We start from the raw sequence: 16,338 nt of genomic DNA, 5'->3' as shown, positions 1-16,338 counted from the left end.
ACCCTTTAATTCCTTTGCTTATTCGCCTAAGATTAAAATATGTAAATATATCATTGGACTGTAGTTGAATGAAAAATCCTAACCTTTGATAACTCACATTCATAAAATTTAGAGCTAAGTATTAAATGAAATAGTTGGCATAACACTATATAAATTGGGGTATAAAAAAACCAGCGCCGAAGCGCTGGTTTTTTATATCCCTAACTTGCGTTAGTTCAGCATCAACTTATTGAGCAGCTTCAAGAGCAGCATTTAAAGTTGCGCTTGGACGCATTACAGCATTTACTTTTGCTGTATCTACAGCGTAGTAACCACCGATGTCCGCAGCTTTACCTTGAACTTCAGCAAGTTCTGCAACGATTTTTTCTTCGTTTTCAGCAAGTGCTTGAGCAAGAGGAGCGAATTTCGCTTTAAGATCTGCATCTTCGTCTTGCGCAGCAAGTTCTTCAGCCCAGTATTTAGCAAGGTAGAAGTGGCTGCCACGGTTGTCAAGTTCGCCAGTACGACGTGATGGAGACTTGTCATTGTCAAGCAATTTACCAGTCGCAGCATCAAGTGTATTTGCAAGAAGTTTAGCTTTCGCGTTGTCTTCTTTGATGCCCATTTCTTCTAGAGAAACAGCAAGTGCCAAGAACTCACCTAAAGAGTCCCAACGTAAGTGGTTTTCTTCTACAAGTTGTTGTACGTGTTTAGGCGCAGAACCACCCGCACCAGTTTCGTACATGCCGCCACCAGCCATTAGGGGCACGATAGAAAGCATTTTCGCAGAAGTACCCAATTCCATAATCGGGAACAAGTCTGTGAGGTAGTCACGTAGGATGTTACCAGTTACAGAAATTGTATCTAGGCCGCGAGCAACACGTTCAAGTGTATAACGCATTGCACGGACTTGAGACATGATTTGAATGTCTAAACCAGTAGTGTCGTGCTCTTTCAAGTAAGTTTGAACTTTCTTGATGAGTTCGTTTTCGTGTGGACGGTACGGGTCAAGCCAGAAGATCGCAGGCATTCCTGAGTTGCGTGCACGAGTCACAGCAAGTTTCACCCAGTCACGGATTGGAGCGTCTTTCACTTGGCACATACGCCAGATATCGCCTTCTTCCACGTTTTGTGACATCAACACTTCACCTGTTTCCAGATCCGTGATGTTGGCAACACCCGCTTCAGGAATTTCGAAAGTCTTGTCGTGTGAACCGTATTCTTCCGCTTTTTGCGCCATCAGACCAACGTTAGGAACTGTACCCATAGTGCGTGGGTCAAAGTTACCATTCCATTTACAGAAATTGATCATTTCTTGGTAGATACGCGCGAAAGTAGATTCAGGCATTACAGCTTTACAGTCGTACTGTTTGCCGTCAGCACCCCACATTTTACCGCCACCACGGATCATTGCAGGCATAGATGCATCTACAATTACGTCATTAGGTGAGTGGAAGTTAGTGATGCCTTTTGCAGAATCAACCATTGCAAGTGCAGGACGGTGTTCTTGGCAAGCATGTAAGTCAGCAATGATTTCTTCACGAAGAGAAGTCGGAAGAGTTTCAATTTTTTCGTAAAGACCAGACATACCGTTGTTGATGTTAATACCTAACTCATCAAACAATTTACCGTGTTTTTCGAATGCATCTTTGTAGTAAATCTTCACACAGTGACCGAAAACGATAGGGTGAGACACCTTCATCATGGTCGCTTTTACGTGTAGAGAGAACAAAATGCCTGCTTCTTTACAATCATCTAATTCTTTTTCGTAGAAGTCGCAAAGTGCTTTTTTGCTCATGAACATTGAGTCAATGATTTCGCCGTCTTGAAGCGCAACTTTTGGCTTAAGAACAACAGTTTCACCAGACTTAGTGATCAATTCCATTTTTACGTTGCGAGCGCGGTCTAAAGTCATAGACTTTTCGCCGTGGTAGAAGTCACCTTCGTCCATGTGAGAAACGTGAGTTTGTGACCACTGTTTCCATTCGCTCATAGAGTGCGGATGTTTCTTCGCGTAATTTTTTACTGCAGTAGGCGCACGACGGTCAGAGTTACCTTCACGAAGTACAGGGTTTACAGCAGAACCTAGGCATTTGCTATAACGCGCCTTGATTTCTTTTTCTTCCTCAGTCGCTGGGTTTTCTGGGTAGTTTGGAACTGCAAAACCTTTAGACTGTAATTCTTTAATGCAAGCAGTTAATTGGCCAACTGAAGCACTGATGTTCGGAAGTTTGATAATGTTTGTGCTTGGATCTTGGGTTAATTGTCCAAGCTCTGCCAAGTTATTTGGCACCTTTTGTTCTTCGCTTAGGTAGTCTGAAAATTCAGCGAGTACACGTGCTGCAACTGAGATATCGCGTTTAACGATTTCAACGCCAGCAGGTTTAGTAAAGGTTTCAATGATCGGCAGCAGAGAGTAAGTCGCCAATAATGGCGCCTCGTCGGTCAGTGTGTAGATGATAGTTGACTTTCCACCAGCCATATATAGCCCCTTGCTTTAGATTGTGTCTTTGAGGTCCGAGCTTGTGGCTCGCCTCTATGAACCGATTTGCTTAAATAAAACTATGAAAGTATCGGGGTTCATTGCTTTTCAGTCAACGCAAGATCCTGTGATGTGGTCATTTCGTAGAAAAATGATACAAAAGAAGTGCAGTTTGACGCCCAATTTTAGCGCAAAACTGAGAAGGGGAATATTGAAAGCTTGTTATTCATAGCTTAAAGCTATTGAACAATTAAATTTATATCGTTTTCTTGGGGGATGATCTGTTCTTTATGGCTCGTTCGAATTTTAGTTGTAAAGCAAAGCGTAGGGCAGGTCAAACCGAAAGCCTTAGCTTTTAGGTGTAGATTTGGTGCGTAAGTTCGAAAATTAGTCAGGATTGGGGACTTTGTAAAAGAACGACTTGGTTTTGATGTCCCAATTGACTTTGAGTGTTGATGGAATGTTTATGCGCTAACTTATATATCTGATGAATAAGGCATGGCTATTTTCAACCTTAGTCAATTGAATGATTGATTTCATGTAGAGCAGAAGCATGAATCGAATCTTTAGCTTAGTTTAATAAATTAAAAGCGAGCAGGTTTTATTTGAAGTAGCAATGACACGCTCAACTGATAAAAACTAATAAATTAGTCTAATAGAGAAACTTAAAAATAGATTCATTTAGTGTAGCTGATTGAAACAAGCATCCTGATGAGCAATTTGGTCATAGAATAGTCATAAATATCACTATTTTTTGTGATGTAGTTAAAGAAAATTAAGCCCAGTTTTTTAGGTCTTATGTAAATGAATGTTTCTTTTGGTCGTGTTTTTAGTTTGAATAAAACGCGAAAAGTACGATTTAAAATAAACAGTCAATAAAATTTAAATTAATTTAAGTTTCTAATTTTATTATTTTAATTTTTGTTTTACCTTTAATGTTATGTTCTTTATAGATTTTTTTATTTTCTAATTGGATGAAAGTTCGATTAAATGACTGATTCGTAAATGATCTTGGTCTTTTTGTTAGAATTTGTTATTGAGTGTTCTGGCTATTTTTGCTATTAATCTTGATCGTAGCAGTTGGTTTTTATCTTTAAGATAAACCCTGAGGAGAGCAACGGGATGGCTTTACGTTTACTGGATATTGGTACACAAACCGAATTATTAACTGCCTGTCGTTTGTCTTTATTGATGGGGGTTTATACGGACGACAACCGCATTGCAGAATTTTTAAAGTTCGCGCGTGGTATTGTGCAAGTCGATAATGCTGTCCTCGCATTTAAAAATGAACCTTATATATGGTATGCGTCAGAGCACATATTTAAGGCCTTTATGGCCGAAGCTGATGATGATCGTCTAGATCAGTTTTTTGCTGAACATTCTCGTATAGACCGAGACGCTGAAAATTACCAAGCTTATTCCGACTATATGCAGGAACTGGGTTTAGGGCATCAGCGTCTAGTCGCTTTCGATTTAAAATATGATCAAGACTCTATTGGTAAAGTGATTTTGTTTGATGATCAAGTCACTGCATTTGAAGCCAAACAATTAAAGATCGTTGAAGAATTTGTACAAAGTCTAGTCAACATCATTCAACTCCGTGTTGAAAATGCCGAATTAAAAGAAGCCTATGAACAGCAGTCGGCACTGAATTTTAGTAAGACTAAATTTTTCCAAATTATTGCGCATGATTTAAGAGCACCTTTTCATGGTCTACTGGGTTTTTCAGAGGTTTTGGCGCAGGAACGCAATACCTTAGATGATTCAAGTGTGCAAAATATTGCAGACTATTTATATGACACCACACAGTCGACGTATAACCTTTTAGAAAGCTTATTAAACTGGGCTATGGCAGAAGGTGGTCGCTTTGTTTATCACCCGATTAATTTTGATTTACATCAGTCTGCAAAAATCGTCAGTGATGTCTTGAATAGCTTGGCTGTGAAGAAAAATATTCGACTGATCAATGCCGTGCCTGAAGGCATTAAGGTCAATGCAGATATCAATATGATCACATCAGTGATGCAAAACTTGGTGTCAAACGCATTGAAATTTACCCATACCGATGGTAGAGGTGTGGTGACGATTTCAGCCGATCGAGATGGAGAACGGGTTGTATTCACTATTCAAGATACTGGATTGGGGATGACCCAAGCTCAGATTGATGATTTATTTCAGCAAAAACTGACGGTTAGTATTAAAGGTACGGCAGGAGAACGTGGTACGGGGTTGGGTTTAGTCCTTTGTAAACGTTTTGTGGACTTAAATCAGGGTGAAATTGTGGTGAACTCGAAAGAAGGTGAAGGCACACAATTTAAAGTCTGGTTGCCACAGGCGACGAGCCTGCATCAAACCCTAAATACCGAGAGCAGCAGTGCACAGAAAGATGCGACCTTAAGTGAACTTTAATGTGCATCTATTGGTATAAAAGCCTAAAAATACTTTTCCCTAAGCGTTATCAACTGTTATAACTAGAAAAAAATCACGCTAGGGTTTGTGAAATGAATGCGGAGCAATTGCAGAAAACATTACGTGCCAGTCAATATGCTGAACAGGTGCTCGGAATTCATCAGGCCAGTTTAGAACAAGACTATGCAATTGATCAGTTTCAAACCTCGCTCAGTACAGCACAAATTCAACATTTTGTCGCAAGCAGCCTTGCCGATATCCAAGATGAAAATAGTTGGATGCGTGCAATTCGTGTGCTGCGCGCACGTCTCATGTTTCGTTGGATTTGGCAAGATGCCAATCAACTCACCGATGTCGTCACCTTAACTCGAGAGCTTTCAGACTTTGCCGATGCGTCCATCTGTGCGGCAAAAGATTTTGCGCTGAATCCGTTGATTGCGAAATATGGTGAACCGCTAGGCTATAAGGGGAAATTTCAAGACCTAATTGTGGTTGCCATGGGAAAACTTGGTGCACAGGAACTTAATCTTTCAAGTGATATTGATCTTATTTTTGCCTTTGATGAACAGGGCGAAACCAATGGTCGAAAATGTATTGATGTACAGCAGTTCTGTATTTTGTGGGGACAAAAATTAATTTACTTGCTTGACCATATTACCGCAGATGGTTTTGTCTTCCGTGTAGATATGCGTCTACGCCCATGGGGCGATGGTTCTGCCTTGGCAATCAGTCATGCGGCATTAGAAAAATATTTAAGCCAGCATGGTCGCGAATGGGAACGCTATGCTTGGATTAAGGCACGGATCGTCACGGGCGGTAAAGAAGGCGCAGAGTTACTGGAAATGACCCGACCTTTCGTCTTCCGCAAATATGTCGATTACACCGCTTTCGAAGCTATGCGTGACATGAAAGCCATGATTGAACGTGAAGTGCTACGTCGTAATATCGAAGATGATATTAAACTCGGTGCAGGCGGAATTCGTGAAGTTGAGTTTATTGTTCAAGTCTTTCAGCTCATCTATGGCGGTTCAAAACTCGAGTTGCAAGACCGTCAATGTTTAGTGAGTCTGCATCATTTAGGTGAAGTTGGATTATTAGAAAAAACCGCAGTTGCTGATTTAGAAGATGCGTATTTATTTTTACGTCGTATTGAACATGCGATTCAAGCACTCAATGATCAGCAAACCCAATCGTTGCCACATGAGCCTGAACCACGCCAGCGCATTTTAGATACTTTAGGTTTTGCAACCTGGGATGACTTTTTGAATGTGCTCAATCAGAAACGTGCCAAAGTCATTTACCAGTTTGAACATCTTATTAAAGAAAAAGAACCCGATCCGTTATTGGAAAGCTTTAGTCATTTAGAAGCACAGTTAAATGATGTTTTAGATGATGATGCCAAAAATTTAATTCACGAATTTTGGTATGGGCATGCGCTGAAAAAATTACCTGCCAAAGCAGTACAGCGTTTAAAAACTTTTTGGCCACATCTCATTGAGGCGATATTACAGTCAGATAAACCTCAGGTGGCTTTACTACGTCTGATGCCTTTGGTGGAGTCGGTGCTGCGCCGTACGGTCTATTTGGTGATGCTGATTGAGAGCAAAGGGGCATTACAACGATTAGTGAAAATGGCAACAGTGAGTCCGTGGATCTGCGAAGAATTGACGCATTATCCCGTGCTGTTGGACGAGTTTTTGTCGATGGATTTTGAGCTGCCAAAGCGTAAAGATTTAGAAGACTCTCTACGTCAACAACTGCTTCGAATTGAAATTGATCAAGTCGAAGACCAAATGCGTGTTCTTCGATTATTTAAAAAATCCAATGTCTTAGCAGTAGCTGCTAGTGATGTTTTGGCAGAAAGTCCGTTGATGAAAGTGTCGGATGCATTGACCGATATTGCTGAAGTGTCGGTGAATGCAACCTTGCATTTGGCATATCAAATTGTTGCCAAAAAACATGGCTATCCAATCGATGCAGAAGGGCAGCGTTGTTCGATTGATCACACGGCTTTCGCGGTAATTGGCTATGGCAAGGTGGGTGGCATCGAGCTGGGTTATGGTTCGGACTTGGATTTGGTGTTTATTCACTATATGGACGAACAAGCGGATACCGATGGACAGAAACCAATTAGTGGCTTTGAATTTGCCATGCGGGTGGCACAAAAATTTATGTCCTTAATGACCACGCAAACCCTAGATGGTCGAGTGTATGAAGTGGACACACGTTTACGACCTTCGGGAGAGGCGGGGTTATTGGTGACCAGCTTAAAAGCTTTTGAGCAATATCAACATAAAAATGCTTGGGTCTGGGAGCATCAAGCTTTAGTACGTGCCAGAACCATTGCAGGCGAGCACAGTTTACGGATTGAAATTGAAAACTTGCGCTGCAATATTTTGACGCAGCCACGAGATGAGAACAATGTTCGTGCAGAAGTGCTCAAAATGCGCCAAAAAATGAAAGACCATCTAGGTTCTTCTAAAGAGCAGCAAAAAGATGGAATTTTTCATTTAAAACAAGATGCAGGTGGTATCGTTGACATCGAATTTATGGCACAGTATGCAGTATTAGCATGGAGTGGGTCGAATCCCGATCTCGCCCATTACTCTGACAACGTACGAATCCTTGAGGATGCCGCAAGAACGGATTGCTTATCCAGCGCCGATGCGACAGCATTGATTCAAGCTTATCTCCGTGAACGAGCCGAGAGCCACCGTTTAGCACTTGCGAATCAATCCATGCAAGTTTCAGCTGACGATTGGCACGATACCCGAGTGGTCGTTTGCAAGCTATGGCAAAGATTAATTGATCCAACTGCAACGTTTGCATTGGATAAAAATGACTGTGTATAAAAATTTGGAGTGTGTGCCATGAACTTGGCTGATCGTGATGGTTTTATTTGGCAAGATGGACAATTGGTTGACTGGCGTGAGGCAAAAACTCACGTATTAACACATACATTGCATTACAGCATGGGTGTGTTTGAAGGCGTCCGTGCTTATGAAACTCCGAATGGAACGGCTATTTTCCGTTTAAAAGAACACACTAAGCGTTTATTAAATTCTGCAAAAATTTATCAAATGAAAGTCCCATTTGATCATGCAGCATTAGAACAAGCTCAAATTGATGTGGTTCGTGAAAATAAATTGGCTTCTTGCTATTTACGCCCAATTATTTTTATTGGTTCAGAAAAATTAGGTATTGCAGCAACTGACAATACAATTCATGCCGTTGTTGCTGCATGGAGCTGGGGTGCTTACCTTGGTGATGAAGCGATGGCGAAGGGTATTCGTGTTAAAACGTCTTCATTTACGCACCATCATCCAAACGTGACCATGTGTAAAGCAAAAGCATCTGGTAACTATACTTTGTCCATTCTTGCCCACCAAGAAGTGGCACATGCTGGCTATGACGAAGCAATGTTACTCGACCCACAAGGTTATGTATGTCAAGGTTCAGGCGAAAACGTATTCTTAGTTCGTGATGGCGTGATTCATACTCCTGACATCGCGGGTGGTGCACTTGATGGTATTACCCGTCAAACCATTATTACGATTGCGAAAGACCTTGGTTTTGAAGTGGTTGAACGTCGTATTACACGTGACGAATTCTATATCGCTGATGAAGCATTCTTTACAGGTACTGCTGCTGAAGTGACGCCAATCCGTGAATATGATGACCGTCAAATTGGTGAAGGTTGTCGTGGTCCAATCACTGAGCAAATCCAAACTGCATTCTTTAATGCGGTTCAGGGTAAAGACCCTAAATATGCGCACTGGTTAACTTACGTAAAATAAGCTGATCGGTTAAGATGAAAAGGCGAAACTAAGTTTCGCCTTTTTTATTGGCTTGAAGATATTGAATTTTTTGGAACGAGACTATGCATATTGTTTATGTCAGTGATGGTAAAGCAGGACATCGCTCACAGGCTCTAGGTTTATTTAAGGCCATGCAGCGCCAATCTCAGGAAGCAGTCACATTTCAAGAAATTTCAATTGATGATTTGCCTATAGTGACACTTATTTCTGCGCTATTTAGCCATCAGCTTCATGCCGTAGAACACGAGCCAACTTATATTTTTGGCGTCGGCAGCCATACACATTTTCGAGTATGGCTGTTAGGCAAAGTGTATAACAAAGCCAAAACTATTATTTTAATGAAGCCCAGCTTGCCGTTTGCATGGTTTGATTATGCAGTAATTCCACAGCACGATGGTATTCAGGCATCAAATAAAGTACTGACCACACAGGGTGCGTTAAATCCTATTGTGAATGAGGAGCGGCATCAGCATGGTCGAATCCTTATCGCCTTGGGAGGCTCTTCAAAACGCCATCAGTGGAATGCTGCTAAAGTACTCCAAGCGATTGAACAAATAGTCGAGCAGAATCCAAATTCACAAATCATTTTGACCACTTCACGGCGCACACCAAAAGCGTTTTTAGCAGAATTAAAACAGTTAAAGAATATTGAAAAAGTACAGATTTTCCCAGTTGAAGACACTCCGCAAGGTTGGATTTTTGAAGAAATGCAAAAAGCCGAAGCAGTTTGGGTGACTGAAGATAGTGTTTCAATGATTTACGAGGCTCTCACCGCGGGTTGTAAAGTCGGGGTGATTGAAGTGGATCGGTTGAAGGAAGACCGGATTACCAAGTCGGTAGATGAAATTTTAAAACAAGGCTTGGTGTCGTTACAGACCACTTTAACTGATTTGAATCTCGCTACCGAATTTAAAGAAACTGACCGTATCGCCAAAAAGATTGTACTCGGTCCCTAAAGTATAGATAATACCCGACGAAAAATTTCTACCAACATTTCAGTCTATCTTGGAAATGTTTGAATAATATTACAGGGTTGTCCGGTCAATGCTAAAAACCTATTTGTTTCCATTTTTGCTTTCAATTGGGTTTTGCGTTGGCTTAGGTTTTTGGGACTATTTATCTGAAATCAAAGATGCTCCTTTATTCTTTGTTTTGGTTCTTTCGAGTACGTTTTTTTTCATTGCAGTAAAACAACTACATAGTTCTATTTTTAAGTACATTTTCCTTGCGCTATTTTTTGTCATTAGCCTGTATATTGCAAGTGGGACAGGGTTCTTACAAGGGCATATGTCTTTGGGAATCGTGGCATCGATGTTTCAAAGTAATACCAATGAAGCCTTTGAGTTTTTATCTGTAGTCGATCCTAAATATATTGTTTTTGCCTTTGTTGTTTTCTTAAGCCTTTGTTTTTATGTTTTATTTTTTAATCAATCTAATCAGGGAAATTATCCCAAGCTGATTTTGACACTTATCTTTATTGCTAACGGCGTTAGTGTGTTTGGTATTCAAACTGCAATGGCGACGGTTAAATATAAACAAGAAGAAGCCAAACTCCTTGAAGATAATTTGCAAGATATCGATTGGGAAATTCAGCAGGTGAATGCTAGCTATGACAATCAAGTGATTATCATTGGTGAGAGTGTTCAGCGAGATCATTTATCACTCTACGGTTCGAAAGACGATACCACACCTTTTTTAAATGAGATGCCACTGGATGTTGTAGATCATTACATCGCAACTGCACCGAATACGGTCACCAGTCTGACTCGAACGCTGACTTTGGTTGATCAAAATCGTGAACCGCAGATTGCAAAAAATGTTGTGACGCTAGCAAAACAAGCGGGCTATAACACCATATGGATTTCAAATCAGGGATTTATGGGGAAAAATGATACGGCGATTTCTAAAATTGCCATTCATGCCGATCATCAGTTCTTCCTGAAAAGTGGTAACTATATGTCGAGTAATATTGATGACGACAAAATGGTCGAAATATTACAGGCCCAGTTAAAAAAATATGCCAATCAAAAAAATGTAATTTTTATTCATATGATGGGTTCACATCCGGATGCTTGTGAACGTCTGTTTAAGGCACCACGTATGTATGCGAATAAACCTGAAACGATTAATTGTTATTTATCTTCGATCAATAAGTTGGATCACTTTATAGAACAGATATATACCTCTTTGAAGGCTGATCAGCGTAGTTTCAGTGTGACCTATTTTTCTGATCATGGTATGACCGTGGATGAAGATTCATATCATGTAGATAATGAATTTAAAGATAATTATCAGGTTCCATTTTTTGTATTACGTAGCGATGCGCAGGCCAAAAACCACTATAACAAGACTGTGAGTGCCTATGATTATATGCATATTTATGCAGATTTATTGGGGGTGAAAACACCATTATTAGATCCTAAAAAATCGTTGGCGAATATCGAAGACAATCAAAATGTCACCGTTTTTGATTGGGATGATTATGTGCCATATAAAAAATTAAATGAAAGCGAAGCGCAATGATTTACAGCAAAAAATAAAAATGAATTGATTTTTTTTGTTTTATTTGTAAGTCTTAGCAGAATTGATAAATCACTTTTAATTTGTTGTTAGAGGTTATTTATAATTGAATTACCCAGGTAAGATTAAGAAAGAAATTTTAATTATGTTAAAATATGATTGCAGAGTTAACTTATGAAAATATTACATATCAATAATTTTGCTTTTAAAAAATCTGGGGCTGAATTTTATAATACAGACAGAAAAATTTCGGCAGGTTTGATTTTAAATGGTCATCATGTTTATGACTTCTCTTTTCATGATATGGCTTATTATGGCACCATTTGGCGCACTAAAAAAGTTGGTAAAAAATGGGCAAATCAAGAAGTATTAAAAGTTGTAAAAAATTTTGAACCAGATTTAATCCTAATAGGCCATTCATCATTATTGAGTACGGAAACGTTAAAACAAGTTAAAGCACAATATCCCAAAACGAAAGTAGCATTTTGGTATGTTGATTGGATTTGCGTAGATAAGAAAGCGAATTTTATTAAAGAATGGTCGCCTTATTTAGATTGTATTTTTGTCACCACAAGTGGTGAGTTATTAAAGACTTTAGGAAATGGCAATAAAGTGGCTTATATGCCAAATATGAGTCTGGATGCTGTTGATAGTCTAAAAAATTTTGAAAAAAATGAATTTGTGAATGAATTGGTCTTTTGTGGTTCATCTTCTGATGTGGAACGTACTCAATTTATTCGTAGTTTGCAACAAAAAATTAAACATATTCCTACACGTTATTGCGGTTTTGATGAAGATCCAAAAGTTTTTGGTGCGGAATATTTTAAAGTTTTAAGTCAATCCCGTATGGGCTTAAACTATTCACGTGCGAATTCATTAGATTTATATACATCAGATCGTATTACACAACTGACAGGTAATGGGTTATTGACCTTCACACCTCATATTCCTGGATTTGAGACGTTATTTTCAGATAAAGAAGTGGTGTATTTTAGTGATGTTGATGATTTAGCAAATAAGGTTCAATATTATGTGAATCATCCCAAGGAAGCAAAAGTGATTGCTGAAGCTGGTTGGAACAGAACGCATTCTAGCTATAGTTCAAAACGTGTCACAAAGTTCATGTTAGAGACTATTTTCTCACAGCCTTATACCGAAGACTATGAATGGAAGGATCATGTTTTCAGTTGCTAAGTTAGAGTCAGCAGAGTATTTGGGGGCGGGAGCAAATCGTTATTGCGTGATTTCACCTTCCGATCCTCAGGTGTGTTTAAAAATAGATTTACCTCCAGAACAACGTCAAATTAAGAATTTTCGCCAAAAAATCCAACGCTTTTTAAGCGCTCATTTTTATCGGTTTAATGAAAATTACATTGAATGGAGTGCATATCAGCGTTTAAAAAGACGTATTGATGAGCATGAATTACATCAATTTATTGCCTCTTGTTTGAAGTTAGAAGTTGTTCATGCACAACTAATTCTTAGTTGTGAGTTAATTCGGGATGAGCAAGGTGAGGTATCGCTTAGTCTTCATCATTATCTCAAGCATCAAATACCATTGAATATAGAGGCTGTATGTCACTCGATTGATCAGTTAACGGATTGGCTAATTCAACATAATATTCCACTATTTGATTTAAACTCGGGTAATTTAGTTGTTCAACATCATCGAGGTGGGCTTAGATTAAAATGTATTGATGTTAAATCAACATTAAAGAGTAAGGAGATTATTCCATGGTCTTATTGGTCTGATTTCTTAATGCATAAAAAACTTCGTCGCCGTGCAGAGCGTCTCAAGCAGTTGATACAAAAAAATATGAAGTCGGAGTAATCATGAAAATTGTACAGGTCATGGCAACGAATGGTGGTATGGGGGGGTTGGAAAAACATACATTAGATTTATGTCGTGGATTGGCGCAAAGTCATGAAGTTCATTTAATTGCAGATCGTTCCTATCAACAAAAACTAAGTGGTCATATCACACTACATCCATTTGATTTTTCTAGAAGTCGCTGGAATCCGTTTCTCATTTATGCGTTAGTTAAACAAATAAAGCAACTTCAACCAGACGTTTTACATGTTCAGGCAAGTAAAGCAGCAAGTATTTTAGCACCGTGGTTAAAGCAGTTTTCTTGTAAAAAGATTGTCACCGTACATGGGATGAAAAGTAATTTAAAACCATTCATGGCGTTTGATGACATCATTGCTGTGAGTGGGAAAATTAAAGCAAAATTTCCGATTTCAAAATCAGTTCATGTGATTTGGAATGGTGTAGATCAAGATATTAATCAAATTAATAATAAAGTGAAATGTGAAAATCAGCCTACCATTGCCTTGGCGATTGGTAGATTGGAAACAGTGAAAGGCTTTCATATCCTGATTGATGCTTGGAAAAATATCAATGCTGAATTATGGATTGTAGGGGATGGGACTCAGTACCAATCGCTGAAAACTCAGATCGACCAACTTAACTTAAATGATCGTGTAAAACTATTGGGTTTTCGGTCAGATATTTCTGATTTACTTGCTCAGGTAGATTGCTTCGTAATTTCTTCTTTAAAAGAAGGTGGTCCTATTACTTTGGCTGAAGCTCTATTGAGTCACGTACCAACTCTATCGACTGATGTTGGGATGGTGCCTGACTTTATTGATGGGCAGTTTATCTGTGAACCGAATTCGAGTGAACAGATGGCGAACTTGATATCGAGGGAATTAAAACCTAGAGCTGAAATGCTCCCTCTATTCGAAGCAGCATTTATAAAAGCAGAGCAAAACCTAAAATTTGAATCAATGTTGCAGCAAACTGAAAATTTGTATCAAAATTAAGTTAAAGTTTTTTAGGGGTTTCACGAATTGCGTCTATCACAATATGTTGGTTAAAAATATTAAAGGTATGACAGCCATTATCATTCGGGTGCCACTCACTATCTAATTTCATCCAAAATTTCTCTTCGTAGTGTTCTGGAGAAAGTTTTGTAACTTCATTGAGGTCTAAGCTGCCACCATAGCGTTTCAGAGAGTCCTGTGATGGGCGGACTAATTTATTGTTGATCATGCTCAAGTGACCACCTGGGCGATATTGCACAATGCCTTTTTTAACTGGGTTTTGAGGATGTGGTTGCCAATCACTACTCAGTAGATTCTCACTGTAAAAAATATGGAGTTCATTACCATATTTTTTTGATTTTTGATTTTTAATCGCGGTAAATAGATACCACATTCCATTTTGATAATACGGTGTAGTATCTGCAGCATTTATATGACTTATTAATGTACGATCAAATTCCCAAGAATATGGAAAATTTGTACATTTCCATAACTCGATACTTTGGTTGGCTGCACTTTCAGGAATTATGTACCAAATATCTTCATGTTTGAATATACAAGGATAAGAAAGGTGATAAGAGCACTGAATAATAGCTTTGGGTTCAGTGTATGTACCATCTTCAAATACTTCCATTACTGACAAAAAACCAACAGGATGATCTGGTGCCACTTCTTCAATAAAAATATAAGTATGTCCATTTTCTTCTACGATAAATGGATCAGCGTAGACATGTCCCTCAGGCGCATAAATTTCATGTAATGACGGAATGAGACTGGCTTCAAAACTGGATTCTAATTTACCGAAGCGAAGATACCAACGCGACCTAAACTCTTTATCTCTCTTTTTTTCTTGGGATTTATAGTATTTTTTTGCAAGACGTCGAAATAAAGACATAGTAAACTCGGATAAAAGTATATAATCTTTATTATATTAGATATTTATTCAAATTTATTGTTTTGTTATCCTTGATGTGAAACCGTGATGTAGTATAAAGAATGAGTATTTTTTCTCGGAAAAAAAAGCCTTTAGGATTTGAAAATCAGGCATGTTTAACAATTAATAAAGATGGATTGATCAATGCTAAACCACCTATATTTGCATATTGGTGGGATGTTAATCAAAACTTTGGCGATTGGATTGGCCCATGGTTAATTGGCTTAATGACTGATCGTGTTGTAATTAATACTAGAGACCAACGCGTTAATGAGAGTTTATTTAGTGTAGGCTCTATTTTGGGCCATATCACGGAAGATCAAGGAGTTGTTGATATTTGGGGGAGTGGGCTTATTGCTCCTTTGGAACAAAAGAAGATATTAAAGCGTTTAAAAAGCTCTTTTATTCCCCAAATACATGCGGTGAGAGGAACGCTAACTCAACAAGAAATTCAAAATAAATTGAACTGGAAAGTGCCTAATGTTTACGGTGATCCAGCTTTGCTTATTTCAGATTATTATCAACCACATTCATTGGATATAAAAATCGCAATTTGCCCACATCATATACATTATCAGGAAGTTAAGAATAAATTGGCAGGTTGTGATGATATACATGTCGTGGATGTAATGCAGTCACCAGAAAAAGTGATTGATGAAATTGCGAGTGCTGATGTTTGTTTATCAAGTTCCTTGCATGGATTAATCATTGCCCAAGCCTATGAAGTTCCATGGAAATGGTTGCGGTTTTCTGAAGATCAATTGGTTGGTGATAAATTTAAGTTTTATGATTTTTTTTCGATTTTTAAAGTTGGTGAACAAATTTTGCCCGTAGATGTTAGTTATGAGTGTCTTAATCCGGACTTTATTCATTTACACGCTAATACGGGACGCCTAGGTAAATTTAATATTTCATTAGATGATTTAAAAAATAGTTTCCCACTGTAATTATAAAGACCAATATTTTTTAGGGGCTGTTGAAATATAATGTTCAAAAAATAGTGAGAAAGCTGAATCCAATTAATTACATAATTACACTAACTTCACTTCTCGCTATGCCTCGCACAAAACTGAAAGATCAACACTCGTTTAAGCTGAAGTCTCTTCTCCTAAATGTATATATTTATTTTAGTAAAATTTATGATCAACTTTTGAAGTGATTTTTTATAGACTTGCGATCGACTGACTTTGGCATAAGTAATGGAAAATTTTGGTAATTCAAATTCAAATTTTTATAAATTTAGTTATTAGGGTCTGTTGACATTTGTTGATTAAAAAAATAGCGAGATAGTAAAATTAAATCGCCAAACCCAATTTTACACTCGCTATGCCTCGAACAATGCTAAATGATCAACACTGGTCCAAGTTACT

The 16,338-nt window shown here is 38.4% G+C and carries 11 protein-coding genes; 9 read left to right on the top strand and 2 right to left on the bottom strand.

The window, feature by feature from the left end; genetic code table 11:
- Positions 1-226: 226 nt before the first annotated feature.
- Positions 227-2,461, bottom strand: a complete 2,235-nt coding sequence (locus tag FTV04_RS12375) for an NADP-dependent isocitrate dehydrogenase (protein ID WP_180089732.1) — start codon at positions 2,459-2,461, stop codon at positions 227-229.
- 1,122 nt (positions 2,462-3,583) lie between these two features.
- On the opposite strand from FTV04_RS12375, the gene FTV04_RS12370 reads away from it, so the two are divergent.
- The 8 genes from FTV04_RS12370 to FTV04_RS12335 all read left to right on the top strand — a co-directional run bounded on the left by FTV04_RS12370 (position 3,584) and on the right by FTV04_RS12335 (position 14,034).
- A complete protein-coding gene (locus tag FTV04_RS12370) occupies positions 3,584-4,870 on the top strand; it encodes a sensor histidine kinase KdpD (RefSeq protein ID WP_180089730.1) in 1,287 nt (428 codons plus the stop codon).
- 92 nt (positions 4,871-4,962) lie between these two features.
- Positions 4,963-7,722, top strand: coding sequence for a bifunctional [glutamate--ammonia ligase]-adenylyl-L-tyrosine phosphorylase/[glutamate--ammonia-ligase] adenylyltransferase (gene glnE, locus FTV04_RS12365; RefSeq protein ID WP_180089728.1), 2,760 nt, complete (start codon positions 4,963-4,965; stop codon positions 7,720-7,722).
- Positions 7,723-7,740: 18 nt separating this feature from the next.
- The gene (locus tag FTV04_RS12360) at positions 7,741-8,667 is read left to right on the top strand and encodes a branched-chain amino acid transaminase (RefSeq protein ID WP_078191262.1); all 927 of its coding nucleotides are present in this window, start codon (positions 7,741-7,743) and stop codon (positions 8,665-8,667) included.
- An 83-nt stretch (positions 8,668-8,750) separates the two neighbouring features.
- A complete protein-coding gene (locus FTV04_RS12355) occupies positions 8,751-9,644 on the top strand; it encodes a mitochondrial fission ELM1 family protein (protein ID WP_180050006.1) in 894 nt (297 codons plus the stop codon).
- A gap of 88 nt (positions 9,645-9,732) precedes the next feature.
- Positions 9,733-11,211 carry a phosphoethanolamine transferase gene (locus FTV04_RS12350; RefSeq protein WP_180050004.1) on the top strand — a complete coding sequence of 493 codons (1,479 nt, stop codon included), beginning with the start codon at positions 9,733-9,735 and terminating at the stop codon, positions 11,209-11,211.
- A gap of 171 nt (positions 11,212-11,382) precedes the next feature.
- On the top strand, positions 11,383-12,402 hold the full coding sequence (locus FTV04_RS12345; RefSeq protein ID WP_180089726.1) for a glycosyltransferase: 1,020 nt from the start codon (positions 11,383-11,385) through the stop codon (positions 12,400-12,402).
- The gene (locus tag FTV04_RS12340) at positions 12,386-13,039 is read left to right on the top strand and encodes a YrbL family protein (protein ID WP_168378743.1); all 654 of its coding nucleotides are present in this window, start codon (positions 12,386-12,388) and stop codon (positions 13,037-13,039) included. The genes FTV04_RS12345 and FTV04_RS12340 overlap by 17 nt, the downstream gene beginning before the upstream one ends.
- 2 nt (positions 13,040-13,041) lie before the next feature.
- Positions 13,042-14,034 (top strand): glycosyltransferase, encoded by a 993-nt coding sequence (locus FTV04_RS12335; RefSeq protein WP_168378744.1) that lies wholly within the window; start codon positions 13,042-13,044, stop codon positions 14,032-14,034.
- Position 14,035: 1 nt separating this feature from the next.
- On the opposite strand, the gene FTV04_RS12330 is transcribed toward FTV04_RS12335, so the two are convergent.
- Complete coding sequence (locus tag FTV04_RS12330; RefSeq protein WP_180089724.1) at positions 14,036-14,929, bottom strand: hypothetical protein; 894 nt, start codon at positions 14,927-14,929, stop codon at positions 14,036-14,038.
- Positions 14,930-15,030: 101 nt separating this feature from the next.
- On the opposite strand from FTV04_RS12330, the gene FTV04_RS12325 reads away from it, so the two are divergent.
- A complete protein-coding gene (locus tag FTV04_RS12325; RefSeq protein WP_180089722.1) occupies positions 15,031-15,915 on the top strand; it encodes a polysaccharide pyruvyl transferase family protein in 885 nt (294 codons plus the stop codon).
- The last annotated feature ends 423 nt before the right edge of the window (positions 15,916-16,338 follow it).

Source organism: Acinetobacter sp. YH12219 (assembly GCF_013417875.1).
In the GTDB taxonomy this organism is placed as follows: Bacteria; Pseudomonadota; Gammaproteobacteria; order Pseudomonadales; family Moraxellaceae; genus Acinetobacter; species Acinetobacter amyesii.
Note: the sequence above shows the minus strand (reverse complement) of the source record. Positions and strands in the feature narration are given on the sequence as shown.

Coding starts and splice junctions, on each gene's coding strand:
- FTV04_RS12360 (WP_078191262.1), top strand. CDS start 7,741: ATGAACTTGGCTGATCGTGATGGTTTTATTTGGCAAGATGGACAATTG.
- FTV04_RS12375 (WP_180089732.1), bottom strand. CDS start 2,461: ATGGCTGGTGGAAAGTCAACTATCATCTACACACTGACCGACGAGGCG.
- glnE (WP_180089728.1), top strand. CDS start 4,963: ATGAATGCGGAGCAATTGCAGAAAACATTACGTGCCAGTCAATATGCT.
- FTV04_RS12325 (WP_180089722.1), top strand. CDS start 15,031: ATGAGTATTTTTTCTCGGAAAAAAAAGCCTTTAGGATTTGAAAATCAG.
- FTV04_RS12355 (WP_180050006.1), top strand. CDS start 8,751: ATGCATATTGTTTATGTCAGTGATGGTAAAGCAGGACATCGCTCACAG.
- FTV04_RS12370 (WP_180089730.1), top strand. CDS start 3,584: ATGGCTTTACGTTTACTGGATATTGGTACACAAACCGAATTATTAACT.
- FTV04_RS12330 (WP_180089724.1), bottom strand. CDS start 14,929: ATGTCTTTATTTCGACGTCTTGCAAAAAAATACTATAAATCCCAAGAA.
- FTV04_RS12345 (WP_180089726.1), top strand. CDS start 11,383: ATGAAAATATTACATATCAATAATTTTGCTTTTAAAAAATCTGGGGCT.
- FTV04_RS12340 (WP_168378743.1), top strand. CDS start 12,386: ATGTTTTCAGTTGCTAAGTTAGAGTCAGCAGAGTATTTGGGGGCGGGA.
- FTV04_RS12350 (WP_180050004.1), top strand. CDS start 9,733: ATGCTAAAAACCTATTTGTTTCCATTTTTGCTTTCAATTGGGTTTTGC.
- FTV04_RS12335 (WP_168378744.1), top strand. CDS start 13,042: ATGAAAATTGTACAGGTCATGGCAACGAATGGTGGTATGGGGGGGTTG.